Consider the following 22,811-nt stretch of genomic DNA (forward strand, 5'->3'; position numbering starts at 1 on the left):
ATTGACGGTTCAGTAAGCCGAAAGTTACAACCTACCACCACTTTTTTGAATTATTTTTTGATACGGGTTCCGCTATCACTGTTTATGGCTGAAGCTAAGGTAATTACAACTTCTGAGACACCGGCATCCAAAGCTTCAAAAGAATTCTCCAGCTTAGGAATCATACCGCCTTGAATAACTCCTTCGGCAACATATCGCTTAAACTCTTCCGGAGTAATCTGGGGAATCACACTGTCATCGTCATTCTCGTCACGCAGTACACCTTTCTTCTCAAAGCAATACACCAGCGTCACATCAAATTGTCCGGACAATGCCTTAGCCGTTTCTCCGGCAATCGTGTCGGCATTCGTGTTCAGCATACATCCCTTACCGTCATGCGTCAACGGAGCCATTACCGGCACAACTCCCTTATGAATAAGGTCACTCAGAAAAGTACCGTTCACTTGCCTTACATCACCTACAAAACCATAGTCCACCTCTTTTACCGGACGTTTCACGGAGCGGATTACATCCATGTCCGCACCCGTCAGACCGAGTGCATTGACACCGCGCGCCTGCAAACCGGCAACTATGTTCTTGTTTACCAATCCACCATATACCATTGTCACCACTTTCAAGGTTTCGGCATCGGTGATACGGCGCCCGTTTACCATTTCGCTTTCAATACCCAACCGGGCTGCGATTTTCGTTGCCGAACGTCCGCCACCGTGCACCAACACTTTATAACCTTCGATAGCGGCAAAATCATCCAACAACTTGCAGAGAGTGGCTTCTTCTTCCACAATTTTGCCACCCACTTTGATTACTGTCAGTTTCTCTCTCATTATTCCAAATATGTATATCCGTACAAACCGGAACGATAATTAGACAAAAATTCCTTCCCTTCTTCCAAAGATATACGCCCTTCCTTTACAGATTGGGTTACCCATGTTTCTAAAGTACGTACCAGCTTCTTCGGACTGTATTGCACATAATCCAAAACTTCCGCCACTGTCTCACCGTCAATGACCTGTTCTATCGTATAGCCCTTGTCGCTTACAGATACATGTACCGCATTCGTATCACCAAACAAGTTGTGCATATCGCCGAGAATTTCCTGATACGCACCCACAAGGAATACACCCACATAATAGGGTTCCTTGCTCTTCAAAGAGTGCACCGGCAAATAATGCGAAACATTTTTGGTAGAGATGAAGTTGGCAATCTTGCCATCCGAATCGCAGGTAATATCCTGTAACGTAGCCGTCCGGTCAGGTTTCTCGTCCAAACGCTGGATAGGCATGATGGGGAATATCTGGTCTATCGCCCAAGAGTCAGGCAAAGACTGGAAAAGTGAGAAATTACAGAAGTATTTATCCGCCAGCAACTTGGGAAGTCCGCGGAATTCATCGGGAGCATGCTTCAAACCGCCGGCTATCTGGTTTACTTCACGCATGATAGACCAATACAACCGTTCAATCTTGGCACGGGTCTGCAAGTCTACAATACCATGACTGAATAAGTCGAGCGCCTCTTCGCGTATCTGTTGCGCATCATGCCAGGCTTCCAGCATCTTGTTCTGGTTCAATGTATCCCAAATACCGTAAAGCTCCCGCAACAGTTCGTGATCATTTTCGGTTACCTCTTCCTCATCGTCCCATTCGGGAAGATTGGTTGTCTCCAGCACCTCGAAAATGAGTACGGAATGATGTGCCGTCAAAGCTCGTCCGCTCTCCGTTATTATATTGGGATGAGGAATACCGTTCTTATCGCTGGCATCGACCAAAGTAGATATAGAGTCGTTCACATACTCCTGAATGGAATAATTCACGCTACCTTCACTGTTGGAAGAACGCGTTCCGTCATAATCCACACCCAAACCGCCGCCGATATCCACAAACTCGACTTTGAATCCCATGCTGTGCAACTGCACATAGAACTGAGACGCTTCACGCAAGGCTGTTTTAATGCGGCGAATCTTCGTAACTTGGCTTCCGATATGGAAATGTATCAATTTCAGACAATCCTGCATACCCTTATCCGCCATAAAGTCGAGCGCTTCGAGTAATTCGCTGGAAGACAGTCCGAATTTGCTTGCATCACCGCCGGAATCTTCCCATTTACCACTTCCCGATGAGGCCAACTTAATACGAATACCGATATTAGGTTTCACGTTCAATTGCTTCGCCATTTTGGCTATCAACTTCAGCTCGTTCAGTTTTTCTACTACGAGGAAGATGCGTTTTCCCATCTTCTGCGCCAGCAAAGCAAGTTCAATGTAGCTTTCATCTTTATATCCGTTACAGATGATCAGCGAATCGGAATCCATATTGATAGCAATCACTGCATGCAGTTCGGGCTTGGAACCAGCCTCCAGTCCAAGATTGAACTTCTTGCCGTGGCTGATGATCTCCTCAACCACCGGGCGCATCTGATTCACTTTAATAGGATAGATAATAAAATTCTCCGCCTTGTAGCCATATTCCTCAGCCGCCTGTCTGAAACAACAGGAAATCTTCTCAATCCGGTTGTCGAGGATGTCTGGAAAGCGAACCAGCATGGGAGCCGTCACGTCACGCAGTTGCAATTCGTCGACCAATTCTTTTAAATCGACGCCAACTCCGTCTTTACGCGGTGTTACTACAACATGACCTTTGTCATTGATACCAAAGTACGAAGTGCCCCAACCGGTAATGTTGTACAGCTCTTCTGAATCTTCAATACGCCATTTTCTCATTTCTTGTTACTCTGCTGTTTTAGTAGTTTATTTATAAAAAGGGATACAAAAATACATATAAATCTGAAACATCCTGCCTTTTCGGATGAAAAACACACATTTACAAGGGATTAAATATCCAACAAATTACGTAACTGCTGTACGGACTCAGCTATCTGACGTCTGCTTTCCAAACGTCCGGCATCAAAACGGTAGCGAGCCTGCAAATAGAAAGGAGCTCGTTTATCCAATGCGTCCACAATAAAGGCGCGCAACTCCTCGTCCGTCTTTCCTTGCAGGATAGGGCGCTGATGGGTTGCCACTCGTAAACGATTGAATAATATATCGGGATGCACATCCAAGAATACGGTTTGCCCATGTCCGTTCATGTAGTCCATATTGTCGAAGAAACAGGGAGTGCCGCCACCGGTCGAGATAATGACATTTTCAAACTCAGATACCTCATGCAGCATATTTCGCTCCAATTCACGAAAAGAGGCCTCTCCCCGCTCGACGAACAATTCACGAATAGATTTGTGAAAGCGTTCTTCTATGTACCAGTCCAAGTCGATGAAGGGTACATTTAATTCGCGGGCAAAAGCCTTTCCTAAAGTTGTTTTACCAGCTCCCATGTAGCCGGTCAAAAAAATACGTATCATAATTGCTTACCGTTTGCGGGCAAAGATAAGCAATTCCATAGTGAGACTACCTCACAATCAACGGAAAATTTTAATCCGCTCGCTTAACTCCTGGAACTCCTTCTCTCCGGGTTCGGCGGTCGGCGTACCAAAAGGCATTTCGGCTATCAGCATCCAGCTTTCCGGTAAATCCCAGGTACGACGTACTTCATCATCGATCAGCGGATTATAATGTTGCAATGAGGCTCCCAAACCCGCGTCTTCCAGCATCGTCCAAATAGCAAACTGATGCATGGCCGATGTATGCTGTGACCAAGTCGGGAAGTTTTCGCTATAAGAGGGGAATGCGTCCTGCAATTTCTTTACAACCGCAGTGTCCTCAAAATACAGCACAGTACCATGTCCGGCAGCAAAGCAACCGTCAATCTTGGCTTCCGTCTTAACGAAAGCTTCAGGAGAAATACGCTGTTTCAACGTGTTCTTTACAATATCCCATAATTTCTTATGCTCATCACCCAGCAACAGAACGATTCTTGTTGACTGCGAATTAAAGGCCGACGGCACATTCTTTACTGCCGTACGGACAATATGTACCACTTCCTCGTCCAAAACCGGAGAATCGTTACCTATGGAATAATAGCTGCGTCGATGCTCCAACGCTTCTGCAAATGTTCTCTTCATATATTTTTATTTTATTATTAGTTTATCCATAATTCGTGAATTACAAAGCGGGGCAAGCCATATTTCCCCTTAACCCCTCAACTCTCCTCAATTTAAAAGAACAAATGAAAAAGACCAATTGTTCGAATTTGTGAAATATATTTGTACCTTTGCCATAAGTTATGAAGAAAGAAAAATTCTACGTTGTATGGACGGGTGGCACTCCGGGTATTTATACATCCTGGACTGACTGCCAACTACAAACCAAAGGTTACGAAGGGGCGAAATACAAATCGTTCGAGACTCGCGAAGAAGCAGAAAAGGCCTTTGCCTCTTCACCATACGATTACATCAAGCGCAATATATCCGCAGACGGCAGGCGACCCAAGCTTTCTCAAAACACAGACGCCCTCTACCCGGCCGCCGTCCTCGAAAACAGTCTTGCCGTAGATGCCGCATGCAGCGGAAATCCCGGAGCAATGGAATATCGGGGAGTACACGTTGCCAGCCGCCAGCAGGTTTTTCACTTCGGCCCCATGTACGGCACCAATAACATCGGAGAGTTTCTTGCCATTGTTCACGGCCTGGCCTTGCTGAAACAAAAAGGCTTCGATATGCCTATTTACAGCGATAGCGTTAATGCCATCAGCTGGGTGAAACAGAAGAAATGCAAGACCAAATTACCCCGCGACCCCAAAACCGAACAACTTTTCCAACTGATAGAACGCGCCGAGAAATGGCTGCGTGAGAACACCTATTCCACCCCTATCCTAAAATGGGAAACCCAACAATGGGGTGAAATACCCGCAGACTTCGGAAGAAAATAACAGGGCGTAACGTTTATATCCTCATGGCTGAATACCCGAATATTCAGCGTATCATGTCGTTACGCCTAAACTTCATCCTGCAGTTGGAAAACAGGATTTACTTATAGAGCTCCCGTGTTATACATGCTCCGCCTTTATCCCAAAGACTGCATATCATTCAGTTTTTTATAGTAGCCGTCTTTAGCGAGAAGTTCCTCATGCTTGCCACGTTCTACGATTTCTCCCTCATAGAGTACGCAGATTTCATCCGCATTCTTAATTGTAGAAAGACGATGCGCAATGGCAATCGTGGTACGAGTCTTCATCAATCGCTCCAAAGCCTCTTGCACCAAGCGTTCCGACTCCGTATCGAGTGCGGAAGTGGCCTCATCCAGAATCAGTATAGGAGGATTCTTGAGGATGGCGCGGGCAATACTGATACGTTGGCGTTGTCCGCCGGAAAGTTTGCCGCCACGATCACCGATATTGGTATCGTAACCTTTCTCGGTATCCATAATAAAATCGTGGGCATTCGCTATCTTGGCAGCTTCGATAACTTGTTCCATTGTGGCATTCTCTACACCGAAAGCTATGTTATTGAAGAAAGTGTCATTAAAGAGAATGGCTTCCTGATTGACGTTTCCTATCAGACTGCGCAAATCGGAAATACGCGTATCTTTGATGTTAAGACCGTCTATCAATATCTCGCCCGATTGTACATCGTGATAACGGGGCAACAAATCCACTAACGTGGATTTTCCGGAACCGGATTGTCCTACTAATGCGATAGTCTTGCCTTTGGGCACTGTCAGATTGATATGCTTCAATACTTGGCGGGAACCGTCGTAACTGAAACTGATGTCCTTAAATTCCACCTTATCATCCAACGAGGAAAGCAGCTTCGGCCGGATAGGTTCTTTAATAGGATTCTCCGCAAAGAGTATCTTGTCGATACGTTCCATGGAGGCAAGTCCTTTGGGTATGTTGTATCCGGCTTTGGAGAATTCCTTCAACGGATTGATAACGCTGTACAGTATCACCAAGTAATAGATGAACGAAGGGGCATCGATTGTAGCGCTATTACTGAGAATCAACGTTCCGCCAAACCACAATACGATAACGATAACGCATGTTCCCAAGAACTCGCTCATGGGATGCGCCAATGCCTGACGGGTAGCTACCCGATTGATGGCATCGCGATATTCGTTGCTGCACTTATTAAAACGTTCCATCATCTTATTCTCGGCGATGAAAGCTTTGATGATACGCAATCCGCCCAAGGTTTCTTCCAGCTGCGACATGGTATCGCTCCATTTTGCCTGAGCATCCAGCGACTGTCGTTTCAGCTTTTTACCTACCGTACCCATTATCCAGCCCATACCCGGAAGAACCAGCAATGTAAACAGCGTCAACTGCCAACTGATAGCTATCAAAGTGCCGAAATAGGCTATAATCAGTATCGGGTTCTTTATCAGCATATCCAGCGAACTGGTAACAGATGTCTCCACCTCGGTAACGTCACCGCTCATGCGAGCAATAATATCGCCTTTCCGTTCTTCCGAGAAAAAACTCAACGGCAGGTGTAACACCTTATTATATACTTGTGCACGGATATCACGCACCACACCCGTACGAAGAGGAATCATCACAGCCGAAGAGGCGAAATAAGAGAATGCTTTCAGTAAAGTCATTACTGCCAGGAAGACACCCAAAATCAGCAATGTTAATGAACCGCCCTGCGAGGCTATCATCTCGGTGACGTAATAATAGAAATTATTAACCGCTATATCTTTCAACCCCACTCCCACAGCATTCCAAGGGATAAATTCGTAGGTCTTGGTATCCATTTTGAAAAGTATCTGAAGAATAGGAATAATCAGAGCAAAAGAGAATATATTCAGAATTGCCGATAGCAAGTTCAGGAACAATGCCCATATCAGATATTTCTTATAAGGCGGAACAAAACGCCGCAGAAGTCGGAGGAATTCTTTCATTCGGTTAGCAGTTAATTCATTACATTTTGAAATCGGTTCTTTACAAAAAATACAGAAACAGAAATCAGCGTTTGAAAAGAGCAAAACGAACTAATAAAACAATATGCTTCATCAGTTTCTCAAACTTCCGTCCTAATTTATGTTTTTTCCAACTGCCATATACCATATGTTTGGCAAAAGCATCAGGGTGCTTTATCGTATGAGTATTACAAGGAGTAACAAAATAACCCGGATAGATAACCGTATCATCAGCCAAATGTTGCTCTACGTCTTCAGCCCTATAACCTTTTTCACGTGCTATTTCCACCATTACATCCGGAGATATCTTCAAGTCATAAGTACCGTCCGGCAAGAAGAAAGAGCGCTGCTTGTAGTAACTAAAAACGTCCTCGCAAAACTTATTTCCCTTTTCTCCTATCAAAAAAGCAGCCTGTAACTTAACCGTAGTACTAATATGCTCGTGGAAAGAGGCAAAACCATGTTCAGGTATAAATTCGTCAAAACGCTTTTTCACGAACATATCACTATCCATATAGATACCACCCTCTTTATAAACGGAATAGAAGCGTACTACATCGGCGGCAAAAGCCCACTTCTTTTCTTCTAAAGCTTCATTTATATATCTGCAGCCGATAGCACGAGCATCTTCATAGGTCCAACGTCTAATCGTATAATCCGGCAATACACGTTTCCAGCTCTCCAAACATATTTTTATTTCTACCGGGAAAGGATCATTGCTGAACCAGCATAAGTGAATGATTTTGGGTACCATATAATTATTTTTAATATTGTTTTCTATATCCGTTAGCTAAATATAAGCAACTGGCCAAGTGTCTGTTCCATCTCCACAAACGTTCTTTCCAAGACATATCCGGGCGTTCTCCCTTCCATATAGTCATATCCAAATAACGCAGATACAAGTATCGGCAAGGATGCAAACAACGGCTCGTCCAAGGCTTTTTACCGGAAGAGAAATGGATGATTACAGGAGACTTCAACTCTTCTTTAACTATCGGAAGGGTTTCCGCATCAATATAGCGCTGACGACGATACAAACGATCATGCAAATTATATCTGTAGGGAAGATGTATTACCTGTTTATAAAACAGTCCGTTAAACACATCTTGCTCATGAAAAGTGAGACGATTACTATTTTCCGTTACATAGTCCACAGCTTTCTTCTCGAAACCAACCTCTCTTAAATAGTCTAGATTAAGCAACATCACTCCAGCATTGAAGTATCCATACCGTATGCAATCAATGTCTAAAAGGGCGCAATGTATTTCCATTCCTTTATGGGCATCTTTAACCGCAGCCAAAGGTTTTCCTGTAAGGTCACAGTCCCATAAAGATTTTACAGAGTGGACTATAATAAGATCACAATCTAAATAAAGGACTTTGTGCAGAGATGAAGGCAAAATAGAAGTGATAAATAATTTATAATAAGTTGTCAAAGATACATAAGAACCCATATTGGGAAAGTCAACAACCAACTTTCTATCTACAGCATACAAACACAAATGTTGGTTGTATTTTTCCTCTACAATACTTGTTATCGTGTTTTGGGAATCGCTTGTCAGATTATCACCAAGAATATGGATTGTTATATTCTCCTCTTTATTGTTTTCCAATAAAGAAGTTAACATTACACAGCAATACTTTATGTAATTATTATCCGTACAACAAACTATATCCATAATTGTCTATTTTATAATTTTGCTTTTCTATCGGCTGTATAATTAAAATATTTATCCATCACCAATAATGAAATCAACCGTTCACGCTCAGTATCAAAGAATTGAGCTACATACTCGTGAGCGTGCAGAACAATCTGTTCCGCCTCAGCAGGATGATTGATGTAATAAGTCAGTTTTTCTTCCAAATCAGAAAGGTCATCTTTAATTTCAATATAGTGATAATCCGGAATAAGTTTTCCTTCCATGAACCATGTTTCACAAGTGGGACGTGTCATTACGGCAATGGAGTTGGACGACATCACCCACTTCAAATTGGAGGCCACATCATTACCTTCCAAAGCCATAATAAACTTGTAGTCAAAATGCTCACGAATTGTTTTCTTGGCAGTCATCCACTCATCCGGACAACCCTCATTCTTACCGACTACACCGCAATCGCAGATTGCAGAGCCATAATACATGTGAAGAAACTTTTCACGGACACGACTCGAGCGTATCTTACCACGGAAAATAGCCTGATTGGATTTTTCAGAGAAAGGAACTGGATCTTTTACAAACATAAAATGGCGTAATTTATCCAGCTTAAGAAGGATTGAATATTCATTGTCATTCTTCAGCAACCTGCTTTTCACAATGGCAGGAAACTCCGGAGTGAAATAAACATCACCAGGAATGTAACCTATACGAAGTTTCTGATTGAACCAACGAAGCACATCCTGCAAATCGAAATAGTAAACCTTATGAAAAGTGGAAGGGCGGAAATTCCGTATCTTATCCAAAAAGATATAATATCCAAACTTGTATTCATGAAAGGTCTTATTCGGCAATTCAACCGAATGCTGCATTTTATTATAATAATTCACACGCTCATATATATAGTCTCTATCAGAACGTGTTTCTACCTGTGCCAAATAGTGCTTTCTACATAATCTAAAGAAACAAGTCGGCATACACATCAATAAATACCCTTTCAAAAAAAAGAATATCTTAGGTGGTTTACCACTACGGAGTTTATATAAAAGACTATCACTCATTAATATATTGTTTGCACACTTCCGAATTTATATAAACATTTGAAGAAGCGCTTGATTATATAACCTAAAGTGTATTTTAACACATTGATTTAAAGTGTACAAAGATACGAAAAATTCCTAACCCGCAAAAATAGTTACATCGTTTTCCCGCAAGTGTAGGCAATAGCAATATCCATGCATCCTGTTGCTTAATGCGCTTTTTCTATCAGTTCCAAGCATTTTTTTGCATCGAAACCACGACTTTTGGCATATTCATCAGCCAAGACAACAAACATCTCATGCGTACCGGGCAAACGCTCAAAATTCTTACATCCTTCTTCCATATTCACCTTACCAAAACGCATACGATTCAAATCTATAATTTCAACCTTAATGTCATCCGCTTCATCTGTGAAAAGAATATTACCAGCAGAGTAGTCCTTATGTAAAATACCGTGTTCATGCAACGTTGCTGTAGTACGAGCAATAGCACGCAATATTTCTTCTTTGTGTTCAAAAGTATGTGTCGCAAAATCACGATAGGTATAAGGACATTCAGACTTCAAACTGACAAAATAGCTGCTCCCAAACAACATCCATGTACCTGTAGAATAAAAACCTACCGGTTGTGGCGTACCTACTCCTATTTGTCGCAACATCTCAGCATAACGATAAGAACGGCGCGCTTTTGAAGCCCGAAATGAGTTATAAGCGATTCGATTGATAAGATGGGGTAATTGATAAGATTTTACGATGAGCTCCCGACCTTCTCGTTTGAACAACTTTAACTCATTCCTTCCTTTATAAATAGTTGTACCCTCATTTTCAAAAAGCACGGGCAATACCTGCATAAAAGAATACAATTCCTTAAATACCGGATTAACAAATACTCGACGAGGATGAATAATACGGGAGAATGTATTAAACACCCGCGACCATGAACGCTGATAGCGCAACGGGCCACCCAATTCTTGAGCAAAAAAATCAGGATGACGCTTATTCAGTGTATCCACCACATGACGCTTTAATGCACGGTCTGAAATACGTTTAGAACCGGAACGGACGCGATAAAACAATCCGACCTGCGACAAGCGTATTACTTTGCCACCATTTTTCAATATTGAAATCCAAAACTCCCAATCTTCACGAGCAATGATTTCCTTACAATACCCGCCTACACGTACCCAGTCGCTTCTACGATACATTGCAGAAATCGGGATCATATTCTTACGTGCCAACAGCTCCCGGGAATAAGGAGCTAACTTCCATTCACCGGTACGTTCTCCAAAAAATTCCGCATGAGCATATACTACTTTCACATCATTATCAGCCTCCATTACATCGACTGCCTCTGCAAAAAAGTCAGGTCCTACCTTATCATCGGCATCCAACGGAAAAATATATTTTCCTTTCGCTAGAGAAACCGCATAATTACGAGCGACGCAAGGACCTGCATTGGCCTGCTTATACACCTTTATCACAGTCGTACCAGTCTTTTCAGCCAATTGCTGCGCCAAATGATGAGATCCATCTGTAGAACCATCATCAACCAATATCAGTTCCAATGGAGAATAATTAGAGACTATTGCAGAATTGACTGCTTCTTCCAAATACTCTTCCGCATTGTAAACGGGCATAATAACTGAAACCAAAGGTTTTTCCATAAACATATCAGATTTTATCCAGCCCTTTTGTATATTTCAGCCAGTAATATTTCAACGGGTTCTTATATTTCAATTGTTTCCACGGACGGCTACTATGAGGACGATGCCACACCGGCAATGTAGTAAACAGATAATTCTTAAACCCTTCTTTCAAAGATTGATGCGAAATGGTTACATCATGCCAGTTCTTTTCAGGATTTAATTGATGAAAATCGAAAGCTTTCAGAAAATTCAAAGTCAGCAGAGAACAACAAAAACTACAATGTTTCTTCTCGGGAAAAACCTGATTCTCCTTACCTTTCGCGAAAAGATAAGGGTAATTGATTTCTCCTTTTTCATCTACTGTGACGGCGGCGGCGATACCACAGTCTATTCGCTCCGTCGCTCCGTCAAATAAAGCTTGCAATGTGTTCTTCTTTACCAAAACATCCGACTCGACAATAATCAAACCTGCCTCCGCTTCAATGGCACGTTGTTGAGCCATTTGCAGAACCAACAAATAGTTCGGTGATGGATGATCCGTAATTTCTGCAAGATTCACCAACTCAAAGCCCAGTTTTTCAGACGCCTCTTTCAACCTAACCGTGTTTTCTTCCGTACTGAAATCATTGTAGACGGTATAAGTAAACGGCGTTTGAAAACCGGATGCCATAATGGCTTCCACGGTTTGCAGCGTCAATTCAATAGAATCCTTTACGGGAGTAATGATATGAATACACTTCATTGGATATATAATTAGTCTTTATTCAACAAGCTATAAGATTCCCACAAGTTGACAAAACTATACAATATTTTGCATACAGCCAAACAGTTCCCTGCATTTATTCCTTATCCGCTCTCCGCTTAACCCGTATGCTTTACTTTCAATACGGCAAGATTTAATTCGATAGTTGTTTCCGAATCCGTCGCTTGAAGATTATTATCCAATAAATCGGAAAACAAATCACCGCTTTTCTCCAATCAAGGATTTCTGTTATTCCTCAGAAGCATCTGGCAAGCTGTTTATTGTACGGGAAAGTTCACGCAATTTGGCAAAAGTCTCAATTATCGTAAACGTTGCATTATGGCACGGGAACTTTTCAAGATGGCAGCAAGCATATAAAGGCCTCTTTCTGCAAAATTTAGCAAGCGCATTCATCAGTATATAAATTTATGATTTAAACAATTGATCAAAGGTATGCATTATTACATCAGGAACATCTGTTCTCACGAATTATTTCTAACTTTGCCTGCAATAAACAAAAGCGTTATGAAAGTAATTGTCGATAATAAAATACCTTTTATAAAGGAAGCCATCGAAAAGATAGCCGATGAAGTGGTCTATGCGCCGGGAAAAGACTTCACCCCTTCTCTGGTGAAAGATGCGGATGCACTCATCATCCGCACACGCACTCATTGCAACCGAAGATTATTGGAGGGCAGTAAAGTAAAGTTTATTGCTACGGCAACCATCGGCTTCGACCACATTGATACGGAATACTGCCGTGAAGCCGGTATTACATGGACGAATGCCCCCGGCTGCAATTCCGCTTCCGTAGCTCAATACCTACATTCATCTTTAATTTTACTGCAAGAATCGAAAGGTATTAATTTATCGGAAGCTACTATTGGCATCATCGGAGTAGGGAATGTAGGTAGTAAAGTTGCAAAAGTGGCACAAGAATTGGGAATGCGTGTCTTACTGAACGACCTTCCTCGTGAAGACAAAGAGGGGAAACAGAACTTTTCATCCCTGCAAACACTTGCAAAAGAATGTAACGTACTCACTTTCCACGTACCTTTATATAAAGAAGGTAAATACAGAACTCACCATCTGGCCGACACAGCCTTTTTCCAATCATTAAAGCAAAAACCCGTCATCATTAACACCTCACGCGGAGAAGTAATCGAAACCGATGCACTGCTGAACGCTTTGGAAACAAAACTGATTTCAGACGCTATCATCGATGTTTGGGAAAATGAACCGGCTATAAACCTCACCCTATTAAAGAAGGTATTCCTCGGTACACCGCACATCGCCGGTTATTCGGCAGACGGTAAAGCCAATGCAACCCGTATGTCGCTGGATGCTCTATGCCGGTATTTCAATATACAGGCGGACTATCAGATTATTCCTCCTGCCCCAAGCCAACCGCAAATTACAGCAGAAACCTTGTCAGATGCCTATTTGCAAATATATGATCCCCGACAAGATAGTAATGCACTCAAAACACATCCGGAATTATTTGAAAAGTTACGGGGGGACTACCCTCTAAGAAGAGAAAAAAAAGCATACACAATTCTGAACCATTCGGAATAATATGTCGCTTCTCTTAGAAATCGTATTCCAAAAGGCTATCAGCGCACTTCCGACAACAAACTGTCGATAACCTTCGGATAATACTCATACTCCAGCGCATGTACTTTCTTTGCTACATCCCCTGCTGTATCCTCCGCCACAACAGGACATTTGTACTGTACTATAATTTCGCCTTCATCGAAATGTTCATTTAAATAATGTATGGTAATACCGGTTTCTGTTTCACCGGCAGCCACTACTGCTTCATGCACCCGATCACCATACATCCCCTTACCGCCAAACTTAGGCAATAAGGAAGGATGAATATTTATAATTTTATTAGGATAAGCATGCAAGATACAGTCCGGCACACGTGCAAGGAAACCGGCAAGGACGATAAAGTCGATTCCTCTATTTTCCAACAAAGACAATACAGCTGTCCCGTCCATCCATTCGGCCTTGCCCATACAGGCGAACGGAACATTCAGACTACGTGCACGTTCCAAAACAAAGGCACTCTCTCTATTAGTCAAAACCAGCTCTACGTTCACCAATTCGCTATTTTGGAAATAACGGATGATATTCTCTGCATTTGTCCCGTTACCGGAAGCAAAAATAGCAATGTTTTTACTCATAAACCCTCCAATCCCTGCACAAAACCGTGAAAAATGTGCAAAAATGTGCATTTAATTCATCAAATATTTGCGAGGAATGATAAATATTCATTCCTTTGCACCGCAAATTTAAAGAAATAAAACTAATTATTAATTAAAAACTTAAAGTTATGTCTGAAATTGCATCAAGAGTGAAAGCGATTATCGTCGACAAATTAGGCGTTGAAGAATCAGAAGTTACTAACGAAGCTAGCTTCACTAACGATTTGGGAGCAGATTCTCTTGACACTGTAGAACTTATCATGGAATTCGAAAAAGAATTCGGTATCTCTATTCCTGATGACCAAGCTGAGAAGATTGGTACTGTAGGCGATGCTGTATCTTATATCGAAGAACACGCTAAGTAATCTTAATCCATTCATTTCTTAGTATGGAATTAAAAAGAGTTGTAGTAACAGGTCTTGGCGCCATTACTCCCATTGGCAACACAGTACCCGAATTTTGGGAAAATCTCGTGAATGGGGTTAGTGGAGCGGGGCCTATTACTCATTTCGACGCATCGCTTTTCAAGACCCAATTCGCATGCGAAGTGAAGAACTTTGATGCCAATCAATATATCGACCGCAAAGAGGCTCGCAAGATGGACTTGTACACTCAATATGCCATCGGTGTAGCCAAGCAAGCGGTAGAAGATTCCGGTCTTGATGTCGAAAATGAGGATTTGAACAAAATCGGCGTCATCTTTGGTGCCGGTATTGGTGGAATCCGTACATTTGAAGAAGAAGCAGGTAACTATGCCCTCCATAAAGAAAACGGTCCCAAGTTCAATCCGTTCTTCATCCCGAAGATGATTTCGGATATTGCTGCCGGACAAATTTCTATTCTGTACGGTTTTCATGGTCCTAACTACGCGACTTGCTCCGCATGCGCCACTTCTACCAATGCTATCGCTGACGCATTCAACCTCATCCGTTTGGGTAAGGCTAACGCTATCATCAGCGGTGGTTCGGAAGCAGCTATTGCCGCTTGTGGTGTAGGTGGTTTCAATGCCATGCATGCTTTATCTACCCGCAATGACTCTCCGGAAACCGCATCTCGCCCGTTCAGCGCGAGCCGCGACGGTTTCATCATGGGTGAAGGCGGCGGATGTCTGGTTCTTGAGGAACTGGAACACGCTAAAGCACGTGGTGCCAAGATTTATGCAGAGGTTGCCGGTGTGGGAATGTCTGCCGACGCTCATCACTTAACCGCTTCTCATCCGGAAGGTTTGGGAGCCAAACTGGTAATGACAAATGCGTTGGAAGATGCAGAAATGAAACCCGAAGAAGTAGATTACATCAATGTTCATGGTACATCTACTCCTGTCGGTGATATCTCGGAAGTGAAAGCTATCCAAGAGGTATTCGGAAAACATGCCTACGAGTTGAATATCAGCTCCACCAAATCCATGACAGGTCACTTGCTGGGTGCTGCCGGTGCGGTAGAGGCTATTGCAAGTATACTTGCCATCCAAAACGGCATTGTTCCTCCGACTATCAATCACGAAGAGGGTGATAACGACGAAAACATCGACTATGACCTGAACTTTACGTTCAACAAGGCTCAGAAGCGTGAAGTGAACGTGGCTTTATCCAATACTTTTGGATTCGGCGGTCATAACGCATGTGTTATTTTCAAGAAATACGCAGAATAATACGGTCGTGTTACGTAACCAAATAGACAAAATAAGGCTCTTATTCCGTAAGGATAGAGAGTCTTATTTTTGTTTTTACAGGATACTTGGTTTTTTTCCCCGTGATATTCGGTTCTATCAGCAGGCTCTACTGCATAAATCCACCTCTGTCCGCTCCGAGAAAGGACGTCCGTTAAACAACGAGCGATTGGAATTTTTGGGTGACGCCATCTTGGACGCCATCGTAGGAGACATTGTATACAAGCACTTCGAAGGCCGCCGTGAAGGTTTTCTTACCAATACCCGTTCTAAAATCGTGCAACGGGAAACCTTGAACAAACTGGCCGTAGAAATAGGACTGGACAAACTTGTCAAGTATTCCACCCGTTCTTCGTCACACAACAGCTATATGTACGGCAACGCCTTCGAAGCATTTATCGGGGCTATCTATTTGGACCAAGGCTACGAACGTTGCAAGCAGTTCATGGAGAAAAAAATCCTCAAGAACTACATCGACCTCGACAAGATGTCACGCAAGGAAGTCAACTTCAAATCCAAACTTATCGAATGGAGCCAGAAAAACAAAATGGAGGTTTCCTTTGAGTTGATAGAACAGTTCCTCGATAGGGATTACAACCCGATGTTTCACACAGAAGTTCGCATAGAAAGCCTTTCTGCCGGCACAGGTACGGGCTATTCCAAAAAAGAGTCACAGCAAAACGCCGCACAAATGGCATTGAAAAAAATCAAGAACGACGAAGCCTTCAAAGAAGCCATTGAAACTGCCAAAATACAGAACCACGCGGCAAAGGAAAATATTGCGACAGAGGAAAACGAAACCGTCACAGAAAATACTCCCGTTGCAGAGACATCAGAGGTTCTCGAAGCTACGGATAATACAGAACCTACGGATACTGTACAAGATACAGCCAAATCACCCGAAACAAATCCCCATACGCTTACCCTGAACGACTAAATCATGGTCTTCAGTCACTAATTTGAGTTTTCCGGCTATCTCCTCCAGAGGCGCGGAAGATATTTCATTCCCTTTCAACGTTACCATACGTCCAAACTGTCCTCCTGCAATCAATTCCGTAGCATGACCACCCATACGGGTCGACAAATTGCGGTCAAAAGGCGTAGGTGAACCACCGCGCTGAATATAGCCCAAAACAGTCTCACGTGTTTCAATACCCGTTTCGTATTCAATCTCTTGTGCGATATATTCAGCTGCGCGTTTCCTGCCATCCGTCTGAATCCCCTCGGCAACCACAACAATAGAATAAGGCTTCCCCTTCTTCAGACGATTCAAAATCGTATCGCCTATATTATGGATATTATAAGAAAGCTCGGGAATTAAAATCACATCACCGCCACCGGCCATACCGGAGTACAGCGCAATCCAGCCCGCTTTATGCCCCATCACTTCTATCACCATCACCCGCTTGTGCGAACTGGCGGTAGAGTGTAACCGGTCTATGGCATCCGTAGCAATACTGACGGCAGAATCAAAGCCGAAAGAGAAATCGGTTCCCCAAATGTCATTATCAATGGTCTTAGGTACGGAAACGATATTCAATCCCATAGCAGCCAGCTTGGCAGCTGTTTTCTGCGTGCCGTTACCGCCGATACAGACTATGCAGTCCAGCCCCAGCTCCTTTACATTCTGTTCTATCAGAGCAGGTTTGTCTACATCGGATACCACCCCGTTTTTCTTGAACGGCTTTTCACGGGAAGTACCCAACATCGTACCGCCCAGATTCAATAATCCCGACAGAGACTTGTCCGTAAACGACTCCACATCTTTTGTCAACAGTCCTTGAAAACCGCTATGGATACCTACCACCTCCATTCCATAGTAATTGATGGCGGTTTTACAAACCCCGCGAATAGTTGCATTGATACCGGGGCAATCCCCACCTGAAGTCAGAATACCGATTCTCATGATGTTTTAGTTTAAATTACGGTTCTTTTCACCTATACGGACGTAAAGATAGAAAAAAAAGAGAAAAAAGATAGAGATGCCGATAAATAAGATTATTTTTGCGCACTTAAACAGATTTCAATAAGAACGATGAATATTACAAAATTTCTGAATAAAGTATACTTCACCCCCCGCTTGAAAGAAATCGAACTGTATACCGACCATGCAAGCGAACTGCAAGCAGGTGTCCTGAGACGTTTGGTACGCATGGCCGCCAATACGGAATGGGGAAAGAAATATGACTACGCTTCTATTCGTACTTATGAAGATTTCAAAAAACGCCTTCCTATACAAACTTACGAAGAAATCAAACCTTATGTAGCCCGTTTGCGTGCCGGTGAGCAGAATCTGCTATGGCCTTCGGAAATACGCTGGTTTGCCAAATCTTCGGGAACCACCAATGATAAAAGTAAATTCTTACCTGTCAGCAAAGAATCTCTGCAAGATACTCATTATCAAGGCGGGAAAGATGCCGTCGCCATCTATTTGGGAATAAATCCCGAAAGCCGCTTTTTCTCCGGAAAAGGATTGATTCTCGGCGGCAGTCACAGCCCTAACCTAAACTCCAATCATAGTCTGGTGGGCGACTTGTCCGCCATCCTGATACAGAACGTACACCCGCTGGTCAACCACATTCGCGTACCAAGTAAGGAAATCGCTCTGATGAGCGAGTTCGAACCCAAAATGGAAGCCATAGCCAACAGCACGCTTCATACCAACGTCACCAATCTTTCGGGTGTACCTTCCTGGATGCTGGTACTTATCAAACATATACTCGAGAAAACCGGAAAACAGTCTTTAGAGGAAGTATGGCCTAATCTGGAGGTATTCTTCCATGGCGGAGTAGCTTTTACTCCTTACCGGGAGCAATACAGACAGGTTATCAAAAGCTCCAAGATGCACTATATAGAAACATACAATGCGTCCGAAGGCTATTTTGGCACACAGAACGACCCGAACGATCCGGCTATGCTGCTGATGATCGATTACGGTATCTTCTATGAGTTTATTCCATTGGAAGATGTCGGTAAGGAAAATCCTCGTATCTGTTGTCTGGAAGAAGTGGAACTCAATAAAAACTACGCAATGGTTATCTCCACTTCTGCCGGGCTTTGGCGTTATATGATTGGAGATACTGTGAAGTTCACCGGTAACCACCCGTATAAATTCGTCATTACCGGACGTACTAAGCATTTCATCAACGCTTTCGGCGAAGAACTGATTGTAGACAATGCGGAAAAAGGGCTGACTAAAGCCTGCGCTGCCACGGGAGCACAAATTATAGACTATTCCGCCGCTCCTGTTTTTATGGACGAACATGCCAAATGCCGTCATCAATGGCTGATTGAGTTTGCTCAAATGCCGGACAGTCCGGAGAAATTTGCCCAAATACTGGATGACACCCTCAAAGAAGTAAACTCCGATTATGAAGCTAAACGACAGAACGACTTGGCTTTGCAGCCATTAGAGATAATTGTCGCTCGCAAAGGCCTGTTCCATGATTGGTTGGACAGTAAAGGCAAGCTTGGCGGACAACATAAGGTACCGCGCCTCAGTAACACGAGGGAACATATTGAGGAAATGTTGAAACTCAACTTCAAAGAATAATACCACCGCCCAACAGCAAGCCGGTTGCATCATAGAAAGCGGCGGCTTGCCCCGGAGCGATAGACTCCAACGGTTCCAACAACGATACTCGCAGATGTCCGTCCCCTTCCAAAGTAACCATACAACGGTTTGCTTGTTTACGATAGCGTATCTTTACGATCACTGTCTCCGCCCCTAATACCCGATGTGTGCTGATAAGGTTCCAGTCCTTAAGATACATTTCATTTTTATACAGGGAGGCAAGCGGTGCAAGTACCACCTCGTTCGTGTCCATTTTGATTTCCTTCACAAATACTGCACGATTCAGATGAAGCCCCAGTCCACGCCGCTGACCTATCGTATAGAAAGGATATCCTTCATGCCATCCTAATATTTCCCCCTTTTCATCGAGAAAATGTCCCCTGCCCGGAAGCTGTTCCGCAGGGACTTCACGTTTCAAGAAAGAACGATAGTCCAACGGACAGAAACACACTCCTATACTGTCTTTCTTAGTGGCTACACGCATAAATCCACGTCCAGCGGCATAAACACGTGCCTCCTCCTTTGTCATATCCCCCATCGGGAGTAACATTCGTTTCAGGATATCTTGCTTCAAACCCCACAAAAAGAAAGTCTGATCCTTATCTCTGTCGGCTGCCGGAGCGATATAATAGGTGTCCTCTAAAAGGAGTTTACGTACGTAATGTCCGGTAGAAATCCAATAAATTCCCTTTTCATCGGCTATTTCCGCCAAAAGCTTCCATTTCAGCTCATTATTGCAAAGGGTGCAGGGAACAGGAGTATGCCCCGCCAGGTATTCATCTATAAAATAGCGAATAATACGTTCACGGAAAAGCTTCCTCGCATCATATATAATATGCTCAATACCCAGTCTATCAGCCAGCGTACGGGCATCTTCCAGATATTCCGCTTTTCCATCCGCCTCATAAAAACGAAAGGTAACCCCCGTTACTTCATAGCCGGCCTCCTGCAATTTCATAGCAGCCACAGAACTATCCGTGCCGCCGCTCATACCCAATAATACACGTTCTTTTGAGTTCATGCTGCAAAAATAGTATTTCATCCTGAGAAAACTCTATCTTTGTCACTTTCAAAAAAATAATCAATTTCAAACCATGAGACAAGACTATCGCCTGCTCGTCCTCGACCTGGACGGCACCCTGACTAATTCGAAGAAAGAAATATCACCACGCAACCTTCGTACTCTACTGCGTCTGCAACAAAGCGGCGTACGCCTGGTGCTGGCTTCCGGCCGTCCCACCTACGGTATTGCTCCCCTGGCAGAACAGTTACAAATGAAAGAACACAACGGGTACATTCTTTCCTACAATGGCGGAGAAATCATAAACTGGAACACCGGCGAACTACTATACAAAAACCTGCTTCCCGATGAAGTGCTTCCTATCCTTTATGAAACCGCTATTGACAACCGGCAAACCATCCTCACCTACGACAATGAGTTCATCCTCACCGAAAATCCCGACGACCCATATGTCAAGAAAGAAGCATTCCTCAACAAAATGCAGGTGCGACGCGTAGATAACTTTCTGCAAGAGACGCCCCGCCCCCTTCCCAAATGCCTCATCGTAGGCGAACCGGAACAACTCATAAATACGGAAACCGAACTCAGCCTGCGTCTGCAAAGGCAAATCAGCGTATACCGTTCGGAACCTTATTTTCTCGAACTCGTGCCGTTAGGCATAGACAAAGCCCGCTCTCTCGCCGTATTACTGGAAAAAACAGGTATCACCCGCGAAGAAATGATAGCCATGGGGGACGGTTACAATGACCTCAGCATGATAAAATATGCCGGACTCGGCATAGCCATGGGAAATGCGCAGGAACCTGTCAAAGCAGCGGCGGATTACATTGCCCCAAGCAATGACGAAGATGGAGTAGCCATAGCCGTAGAACAACACTTCCTACATGCTTTTTAGAACAGATAGCCCTAATTTACAAATATTTGTTATACCTTTGCCTTTCCAAAAAGAACTAATTATCAAACGTTATGGAACAACAACTGACCATTTACAACACCTTAGATAGAAAAAAGGAGTTATTCGTGCCTCTGCATGCTCCTCACGTGGGCATGTATGTTTGTGGACCGACCGTTTACGGAGATGCCCACTTGGGGCATGCACGTCCTGCCATTACTTTCGATTTGCTTTTCCGCTATCTCACACACATCGGCTATAAAGTACGTTATGTCCGCAACATCACCGATGTAGGACACTTAGAGCATGACGCAGACGATGGCGAAGATAAAATCGCGAAAAAAGCCCGTTTGGAGCAACTCGAACCCATGGAAGTGGCACAGTATTATATCAACCGTTACCACAAGGCAATGGAAGCGTTGAACGTACTTTCTCCAAGCATCGAACCGCATGCATCGGGACACATCATCGAGCAGATAGAGCTGGTAAAAGAGATATTAAAGAACGGCTACGCTTACGAAAGCGAAGGCTCCATTTACTTTGATGTAGCCAAATACAACAAAGACCATCATTACGGCAAACTGTCCGGACGTAACCTGGATGATGTACTGAATACCACCCGCGAACTGGACGGCCAGGAAGAAAAGCATAATCCCGCTGACTTTGCATTGTGGAAGCGCGCCCAACCCGAACATATCATGCGCTGGCCAAGCCCGTGGAGTGACGGTTTCCCCGGCTGGCACGCCGAATGTACCGCAATGGGTAAGAAATATCTGGGTAAGCATTTCGATATCCACGGTGGCGGCATGGACCTCGTTTTCCCGCATCACGAATGTGAAATCGCACAATCCGTAGCATCACAGGGCGATGACATGGTACACTATTGGATGCATAACAATATGATAACCATCAACGGGCAGAAAATGGGTAAAAGCCTCGGCAACTTCATCACACTGGATGAATTCTTCACCGGTTCAAACAAGACGCTGGCACAGGCTTACAGTCCGATGACTATTCGTTTCTTTATCCTTCAGGCACACTACCGCAGTACGGTAGACTTCAGCAACGAAGCCCTGCAAGCAGCGGAAAAAGGCCTGACAAGACTTATGGATGCCGTACATGGGCTGGAAAAGATTACGCCGGGCAAGGCTTCTACGGTAGACGTAAAAACATTACGCGCCAAATGCTATGAAGCTATGAACGATGATTTGAACTCTCCGATTGTAATAGCCCATCTTTTTGACGGCGCCAGAATGATAAACAACATTATTGCAGGCAATGACACCATTACAGCCGAGGACTTGCAAGAGTTGAAAGAAACTTTCCACCTCTTCTGCTTCGACATATTGGGACTGAAAGAAGAGAACAACTCCAACGAAGAACGCGAAGCCGCCTTCGGTAAAGTAGTGGATATGCTGCTGGAAGAGCGCATAAAAGCCAAAGCCAACAAGGATTGGGCTACATCCGACAAAATCCGCGATGAACTGACCGCATTAGGTTTTGCCATCAAAGACACCAAAGACGGATGTGAATGGAAGCTGAACAAATAAAAAT

Annotated in this window: 21 protein-coding genes; 8 read left to right on the forward strand and 13 right to left on the reverse strand. The window is 43.7% G+C overall.

The window, feature by feature from the left end:
* Positions 1–50: 50 nt before the first annotated feature.
* The 4 genes from argB to I2F54_RS07755 form a co-directional block, all read right to left on the reverse strand.
* Positions 51–824 carry an acetylglutamate kinase gene (gene argB, locus I2F54_RS07740; protein WP_162614301.1) on the reverse strand — a complete coding sequence of 258 codons (774 nt, stop codon included), beginning with the start codon at positions 822–824 and terminating at the stop codon, positions 51–53.
* Positions 824–2,716 (reverse strand): biosynthetic arginine decarboxylase, encoded by a 1,893-nt coding sequence (gene speA, locus I2F54_RS07745; protein ID WP_009120272.1) that lies wholly within the window; start codon positions 2,714–2,716, stop codon positions 824–826. The genes argB and speA overlap by 1 nt, the downstream gene beginning before the upstream one ends.
* Before the next feature lie 110 nt (positions 2,717–2,826).
* The gene (locus I2F54_RS07750; RefSeq protein WP_009120271.1) at positions 2,827–3,354 is read right to left on the reverse strand and encodes a shikimate kinase; all 528 of its coding nucleotides are present in this window, start codon (positions 3,352–3,354) and stop codon (positions 2,827–2,829) included.
* 57 nt (positions 3,355–3,411) lie between these two features.
* On the reverse strand, positions 3,412–4,014 hold the full coding sequence (locus I2F54_RS07755) for a nitroreductase family protein (RefSeq protein ID WP_009120270.1): 603 nt from the start codon (positions 4,012–4,014) through the stop codon (positions 3,412–3,414).
* Between the two features lie 161 nt (positions 4,015–4,175).
* Between I2F54_RS07755 and I2F54_RS07760 the strand changes: the two genes are divergently transcribed.
* Entirely contained in the window at positions 4,176–4,820 is a 645-nt protein-coding gene (locus tag I2F54_RS07760; RefSeq protein WP_009120269.1) for a ribonuclease H1 domain-containing protein, read from the forward strand.
* Between the two features lie 134 nt (positions 4,821–4,954).
* Here the strand turns inward: I2F54_RS07760 and I2F54_RS07765 are convergent, their stop codons facing one another.
* From I2F54_RS07765 to I2F54_RS07790, 6 genes are all read right to left on the reverse strand, one after another.
* The gene (locus I2F54_RS07765) at positions 4,955–6,793 is read right to left on the reverse strand and encodes an ABC transporter ATP-binding protein (protein ID WP_195500902.1); all 1,839 of its coding nucleotides are present in this window, start codon (positions 6,791–6,793) and stop codon (positions 4,955–4,957) included.
* 64 nt (positions 6,794–6,857) lie between these two features.
* Entirely contained in the window at positions 6,858–7,565 is a 708-nt protein-coding gene (locus I2F54_RS07770) for a glycosyltransferase family 32 protein (protein ID WP_195500903.1), read from the reverse strand.
* A gap of 10 nt (positions 7,566–7,575) precedes the next feature.
* Positions 7,576–8,490: a glycosyltransferase family 8 protein gene (locus I2F54_RS07775; protein WP_118467505.1), complete on the reverse strand. Its 915-nt coding sequence runs from the start codon at positions 8,488–8,490 to the stop codon at positions 7,576–7,578.
* Between the two features lie 11 nt (positions 8,491–8,501).
* Positions 8,502–9,524: a glycosyl transferase family 90 gene (locus tag I2F54_RS07780; RefSeq protein WP_195500904.1), complete on the reverse strand. Its 1,023-nt coding sequence runs from the start codon at positions 9,522–9,524 to the stop codon at positions 8,502–8,504.
* 188 nt (positions 9,525–9,712) lie between these two features.
* Entirely contained in the window at positions 9,713–11,167 is a 1,455-nt protein-coding gene (locus I2F54_RS07785) for a glycosyltransferase (RefSeq protein WP_118467644.1), read from the reverse strand.
* A gap of 7 nt (positions 11,168–11,174) precedes the next feature.
* Positions 11,175–11,891 carry a glycosyltransferase family 2 protein gene (locus I2F54_RS07790; RefSeq protein WP_118467510.1) on the reverse strand — a complete coding sequence of 239 codons (717 nt, stop codon included), beginning with the start codon at positions 11,889–11,891 and terminating at the stop codon, positions 11,175–11,177.
* Positions 11,892–12,416: 525 nt separating this feature from the next.
* Here I2F54_RS07790 and pdxB point away from each other — a divergent pair.
* Complete coding sequence (gene pdxB, locus I2F54_RS07795) at positions 12,417–13,466, forward strand: 4-phosphoerythronate dehydrogenase PdxB (protein WP_195500905.1); 1,050 nt, start codon at positions 12,417–12,419, stop codon at positions 13,464–13,466.
* A gap of 38 nt (positions 13,467–13,504) precedes the next feature.
* Here pdxB and purN read toward each other — a convergent pair whose 3' ends face one another.
* Positions 13,505–14,131, reverse strand: coding sequence for a phosphoribosylglycinamide formyltransferase (purN, locus tag I2F54_RS07800; RefSeq protein WP_009120257.1), 627 nt, complete (start codon positions 14,129–14,131; stop codon positions 13,505–13,507).
* 98 nt (positions 14,132–14,229) lie between these two features.
* Between purN and I2F54_RS07805 the strand changes: the two genes are divergently transcribed.
* Genes I2F54_RS07805 through rnc form a run of 3 tightly spaced genes read left to right on the forward strand, consistent with a single transcriptional unit; the run spans position 14,230 to position 16,707 of the window.
* Positions 14,230–14,466 carry an acyl carrier protein gene (locus I2F54_RS07805; RefSeq protein ID WP_004291965.1) on the forward strand — a complete coding sequence of 79 codons (237 nt, stop codon included), beginning with the start codon at positions 14,230–14,232 and terminating at the stop codon, positions 14,464–14,466.
* Between the two features lie 23 nt (positions 14,467–14,489).
* The gene (fabF, locus tag I2F54_RS07810; protein WP_009120256.1) at positions 14,490–15,752 is read left to right on the forward strand and encodes a beta-ketoacyl-ACP synthase II; all 1,263 of its coding nucleotides are present in this window, start codon (positions 14,490–14,492) and stop codon (positions 15,750–15,752) included.
* A 7-nt stretch (positions 15,753–15,759) separates the two neighbouring features.
* On the forward strand, positions 15,760–16,707 hold the full coding sequence (gene rnc, locus I2F54_RS07815) for a ribonuclease III (protein WP_118047433.1): 948 nt from the start codon (positions 15,760–15,762) through the stop codon (positions 16,705–16,707).
* On the opposite strand, the gene I2F54_RS07820 is transcribed toward rnc, so the two are convergent.
* Positions 16,666–17,676: an ATP-dependent 6-phosphofructokinase gene (locus tag I2F54_RS07820; protein WP_009120254.1), complete on the reverse strand. Its 1,011-nt coding sequence runs from the start codon at positions 17,674–17,676 to the stop codon at positions 16,666–16,668. The two genes, rnc and I2F54_RS07820, sit on opposite strands and share 42 nt — an antisense overlap.
* 129 nt (positions 17,677–17,805) lie before the next feature.
* Here I2F54_RS07820 and I2F54_RS07825 point away from each other — a divergent pair, with 129 nt between their 5' ends.
* On the forward strand, positions 17,806–19,323 hold the full coding sequence (locus tag I2F54_RS07825; protein WP_022217790.1) for a GH3 auxin-responsive promoter family protein: 1,518 nt from the start codon (positions 17,806–17,808) through the stop codon (positions 19,321–19,323).
* On the opposite strand, the gene mnmA is transcribed toward I2F54_RS07825, so the two are convergent.
* Positions 19,313–20,365, reverse strand: coding sequence for a tRNA 2-thiouridine(34) synthase MnmA (gene mnmA / locus I2F54_RS07830; protein WP_195500906.1), 1,053 nt, complete (start codon positions 20,363–20,365; stop codon positions 19,313–19,315). The two genes, I2F54_RS07825 and mnmA, sit on opposite strands and share 11 nt — an antisense overlap.
* A gap of 73 nt (positions 20,366–20,438) precedes the next feature.
* Here mnmA and I2F54_RS07835 point away from each other — a divergent pair, with 73 nt between their 5' ends.
* Positions 20,439–21,260, forward strand: coding sequence for a Cof-type HAD-IIB family hydrolase (locus I2F54_RS07835; RefSeq protein ID WP_195500907.1), 822 nt, complete (start codon positions 20,439–20,441; stop codon positions 21,258–21,260).
* Between the two features lie 71 nt (positions 21,261–21,331).
* Positions 21,332–22,807 (forward strand): cysteine--tRNA ligase, encoded by a 1,476-nt coding sequence (gene cysS / locus I2F54_RS07840; protein WP_087426129.1) that lies wholly within the window; start codon positions 21,332–21,334, stop codon positions 22,805–22,807.
* Positions 22,808–22,811: the final 4 nt, after the last annotated feature.

It is taken from the genome of Bacteroides clarus (assembly GCF_015555825.1).
Taxonomy (GTDB): domain Bacteria; phylum Bacteroidota; class Bacteroidia; order Bacteroidales; family Bacteroidaceae; genus Bacteroides; species Bacteroides clarus.

Bases quoted from the DNA above. Each gene is read 5' to 3' on its own strand.
- I2F54_RS07825 (WP_022217790.1), top strand. From the start codon at position 17,806: ATGAATATTACAAAATTTCTGAATAAAGTATACTTCACCCCCCGCTTG.
- cysS (WP_087426129.1), top strand. From the start codon at position 21,332: ATGGAACAACAACTGACCATTTACAACACCTTAGATAGAAAAAAGGAG.
- I2F54_RS07785 (WP_118467644.1), bottom strand. From the start codon at position 11,167: ATGGAAAAACCTTTGGTTTCAGTTATTATGCCCGTTTACAATGCGGAA.
- I2F54_RS07755 (WP_009120270.1), bottom strand. From the start codon at position 4,014: ATGAAGAGAACATTTGCAGAAGCGTTGGAGCATCGACGCAGCTATTAT.
- I2F54_RS07770 (WP_195500903.1), bottom strand. From the start codon at position 7,565: ATGGTACCCAAAATCATTCACTTATGCTGGTTCAGCAATGATCCTTTC.
- mnmA (WP_195500906.1), bottom strand. From the start codon at position 20,365: ATGAACTCAAAAGAACGTGTATTATTGGGTATGAGCGGCGGCACGGAT.
- I2F54_RS07775 (WP_118467505.1), bottom strand. From the start codon at position 8,490: ATGGATATAGTTTGTTGTACGGATAATAATTACATAAAGTATTGCTGT.
- pdxB (WP_195500905.1), top strand. From the start codon at position 12,417: ATGAAAGTAATTGTCGATAATAAAATACCTTTTATAAAGGAAGCCATC.
- I2F54_RS07790 (WP_118467510.1), bottom strand. From the start codon at position 11,891: ATGAAGTGTATTCATATCATTACTCCCGTAAAGGATTCTATTGAATTG.
- I2F54_RS07780 (WP_195500904.1), bottom strand. From the start codon at position 9,524: ATGAGTGATAGTCTTTTATATAAACTCCGTAGTGGTAAACCACCTAAG.
- I2F54_RS07835 (WP_195500907.1), top strand. From the start codon at position 20,439: ATGAGACAAGACTATCGCCTGCTCGTCCTCGACCTGGACGGCACCCTG.
- I2F54_RS07805 (WP_004291965.1), top strand. From the start codon at position 14,230: ATGTCTGAAATTGCATCAAGAGTGAAAGCGATTATCGTCGACAAATTA.
- speA (WP_009120272.1), bottom strand. From the start codon at position 2,716: ATGAGAAAATGGCGTATTGAAGATTCAGAAGAGCTGTACAACATTACC.
- fabF (WP_009120256.1), top strand. From the start codon at position 14,490: ATGGAATTAAAAAGAGTTGTAGTAACAGGTCTTGGCGCCATTACTCCC.
- I2F54_RS07765 (WP_195500902.1), bottom strand. From the start codon at position 6,793: ATGAAAGAATTCCTCCGACTTCTGCGGCGTTTTGTTCCGCCTTATAAG.
- argB (WP_162614301.1), bottom strand. From the start codon at position 824: ATGAGAGAGAAACTGACAGTAATCAAAGTGGGTGGCAAAATTGTGGAA.
- I2F54_RS07750 (WP_009120271.1), bottom strand. From the start codon at position 3,354: ATGATACGTATTTTTTTGACCGGCTACATGGGAGCTGGTAAAACAACT.
- purN (WP_009120257.1), bottom strand. From the start codon at position 14,131: ATGCACATTTTTGCACATTTTTCACGGTTTTGTGCAGGGATTGGAGGG.
- I2F54_RS07820 (WP_009120254.1), bottom strand. From the start codon at position 17,676: ATGAGAATCGGTATTCTGACTTCAGGTGGGGATTGCCCCGGTATCAAT.
- I2F54_RS07760 (WP_009120269.1), top strand. From the start codon at position 4,176: ATGAAGAAAGAAAAATTCTACGTTGTATGGACGGGTGGCACTCCGGGT.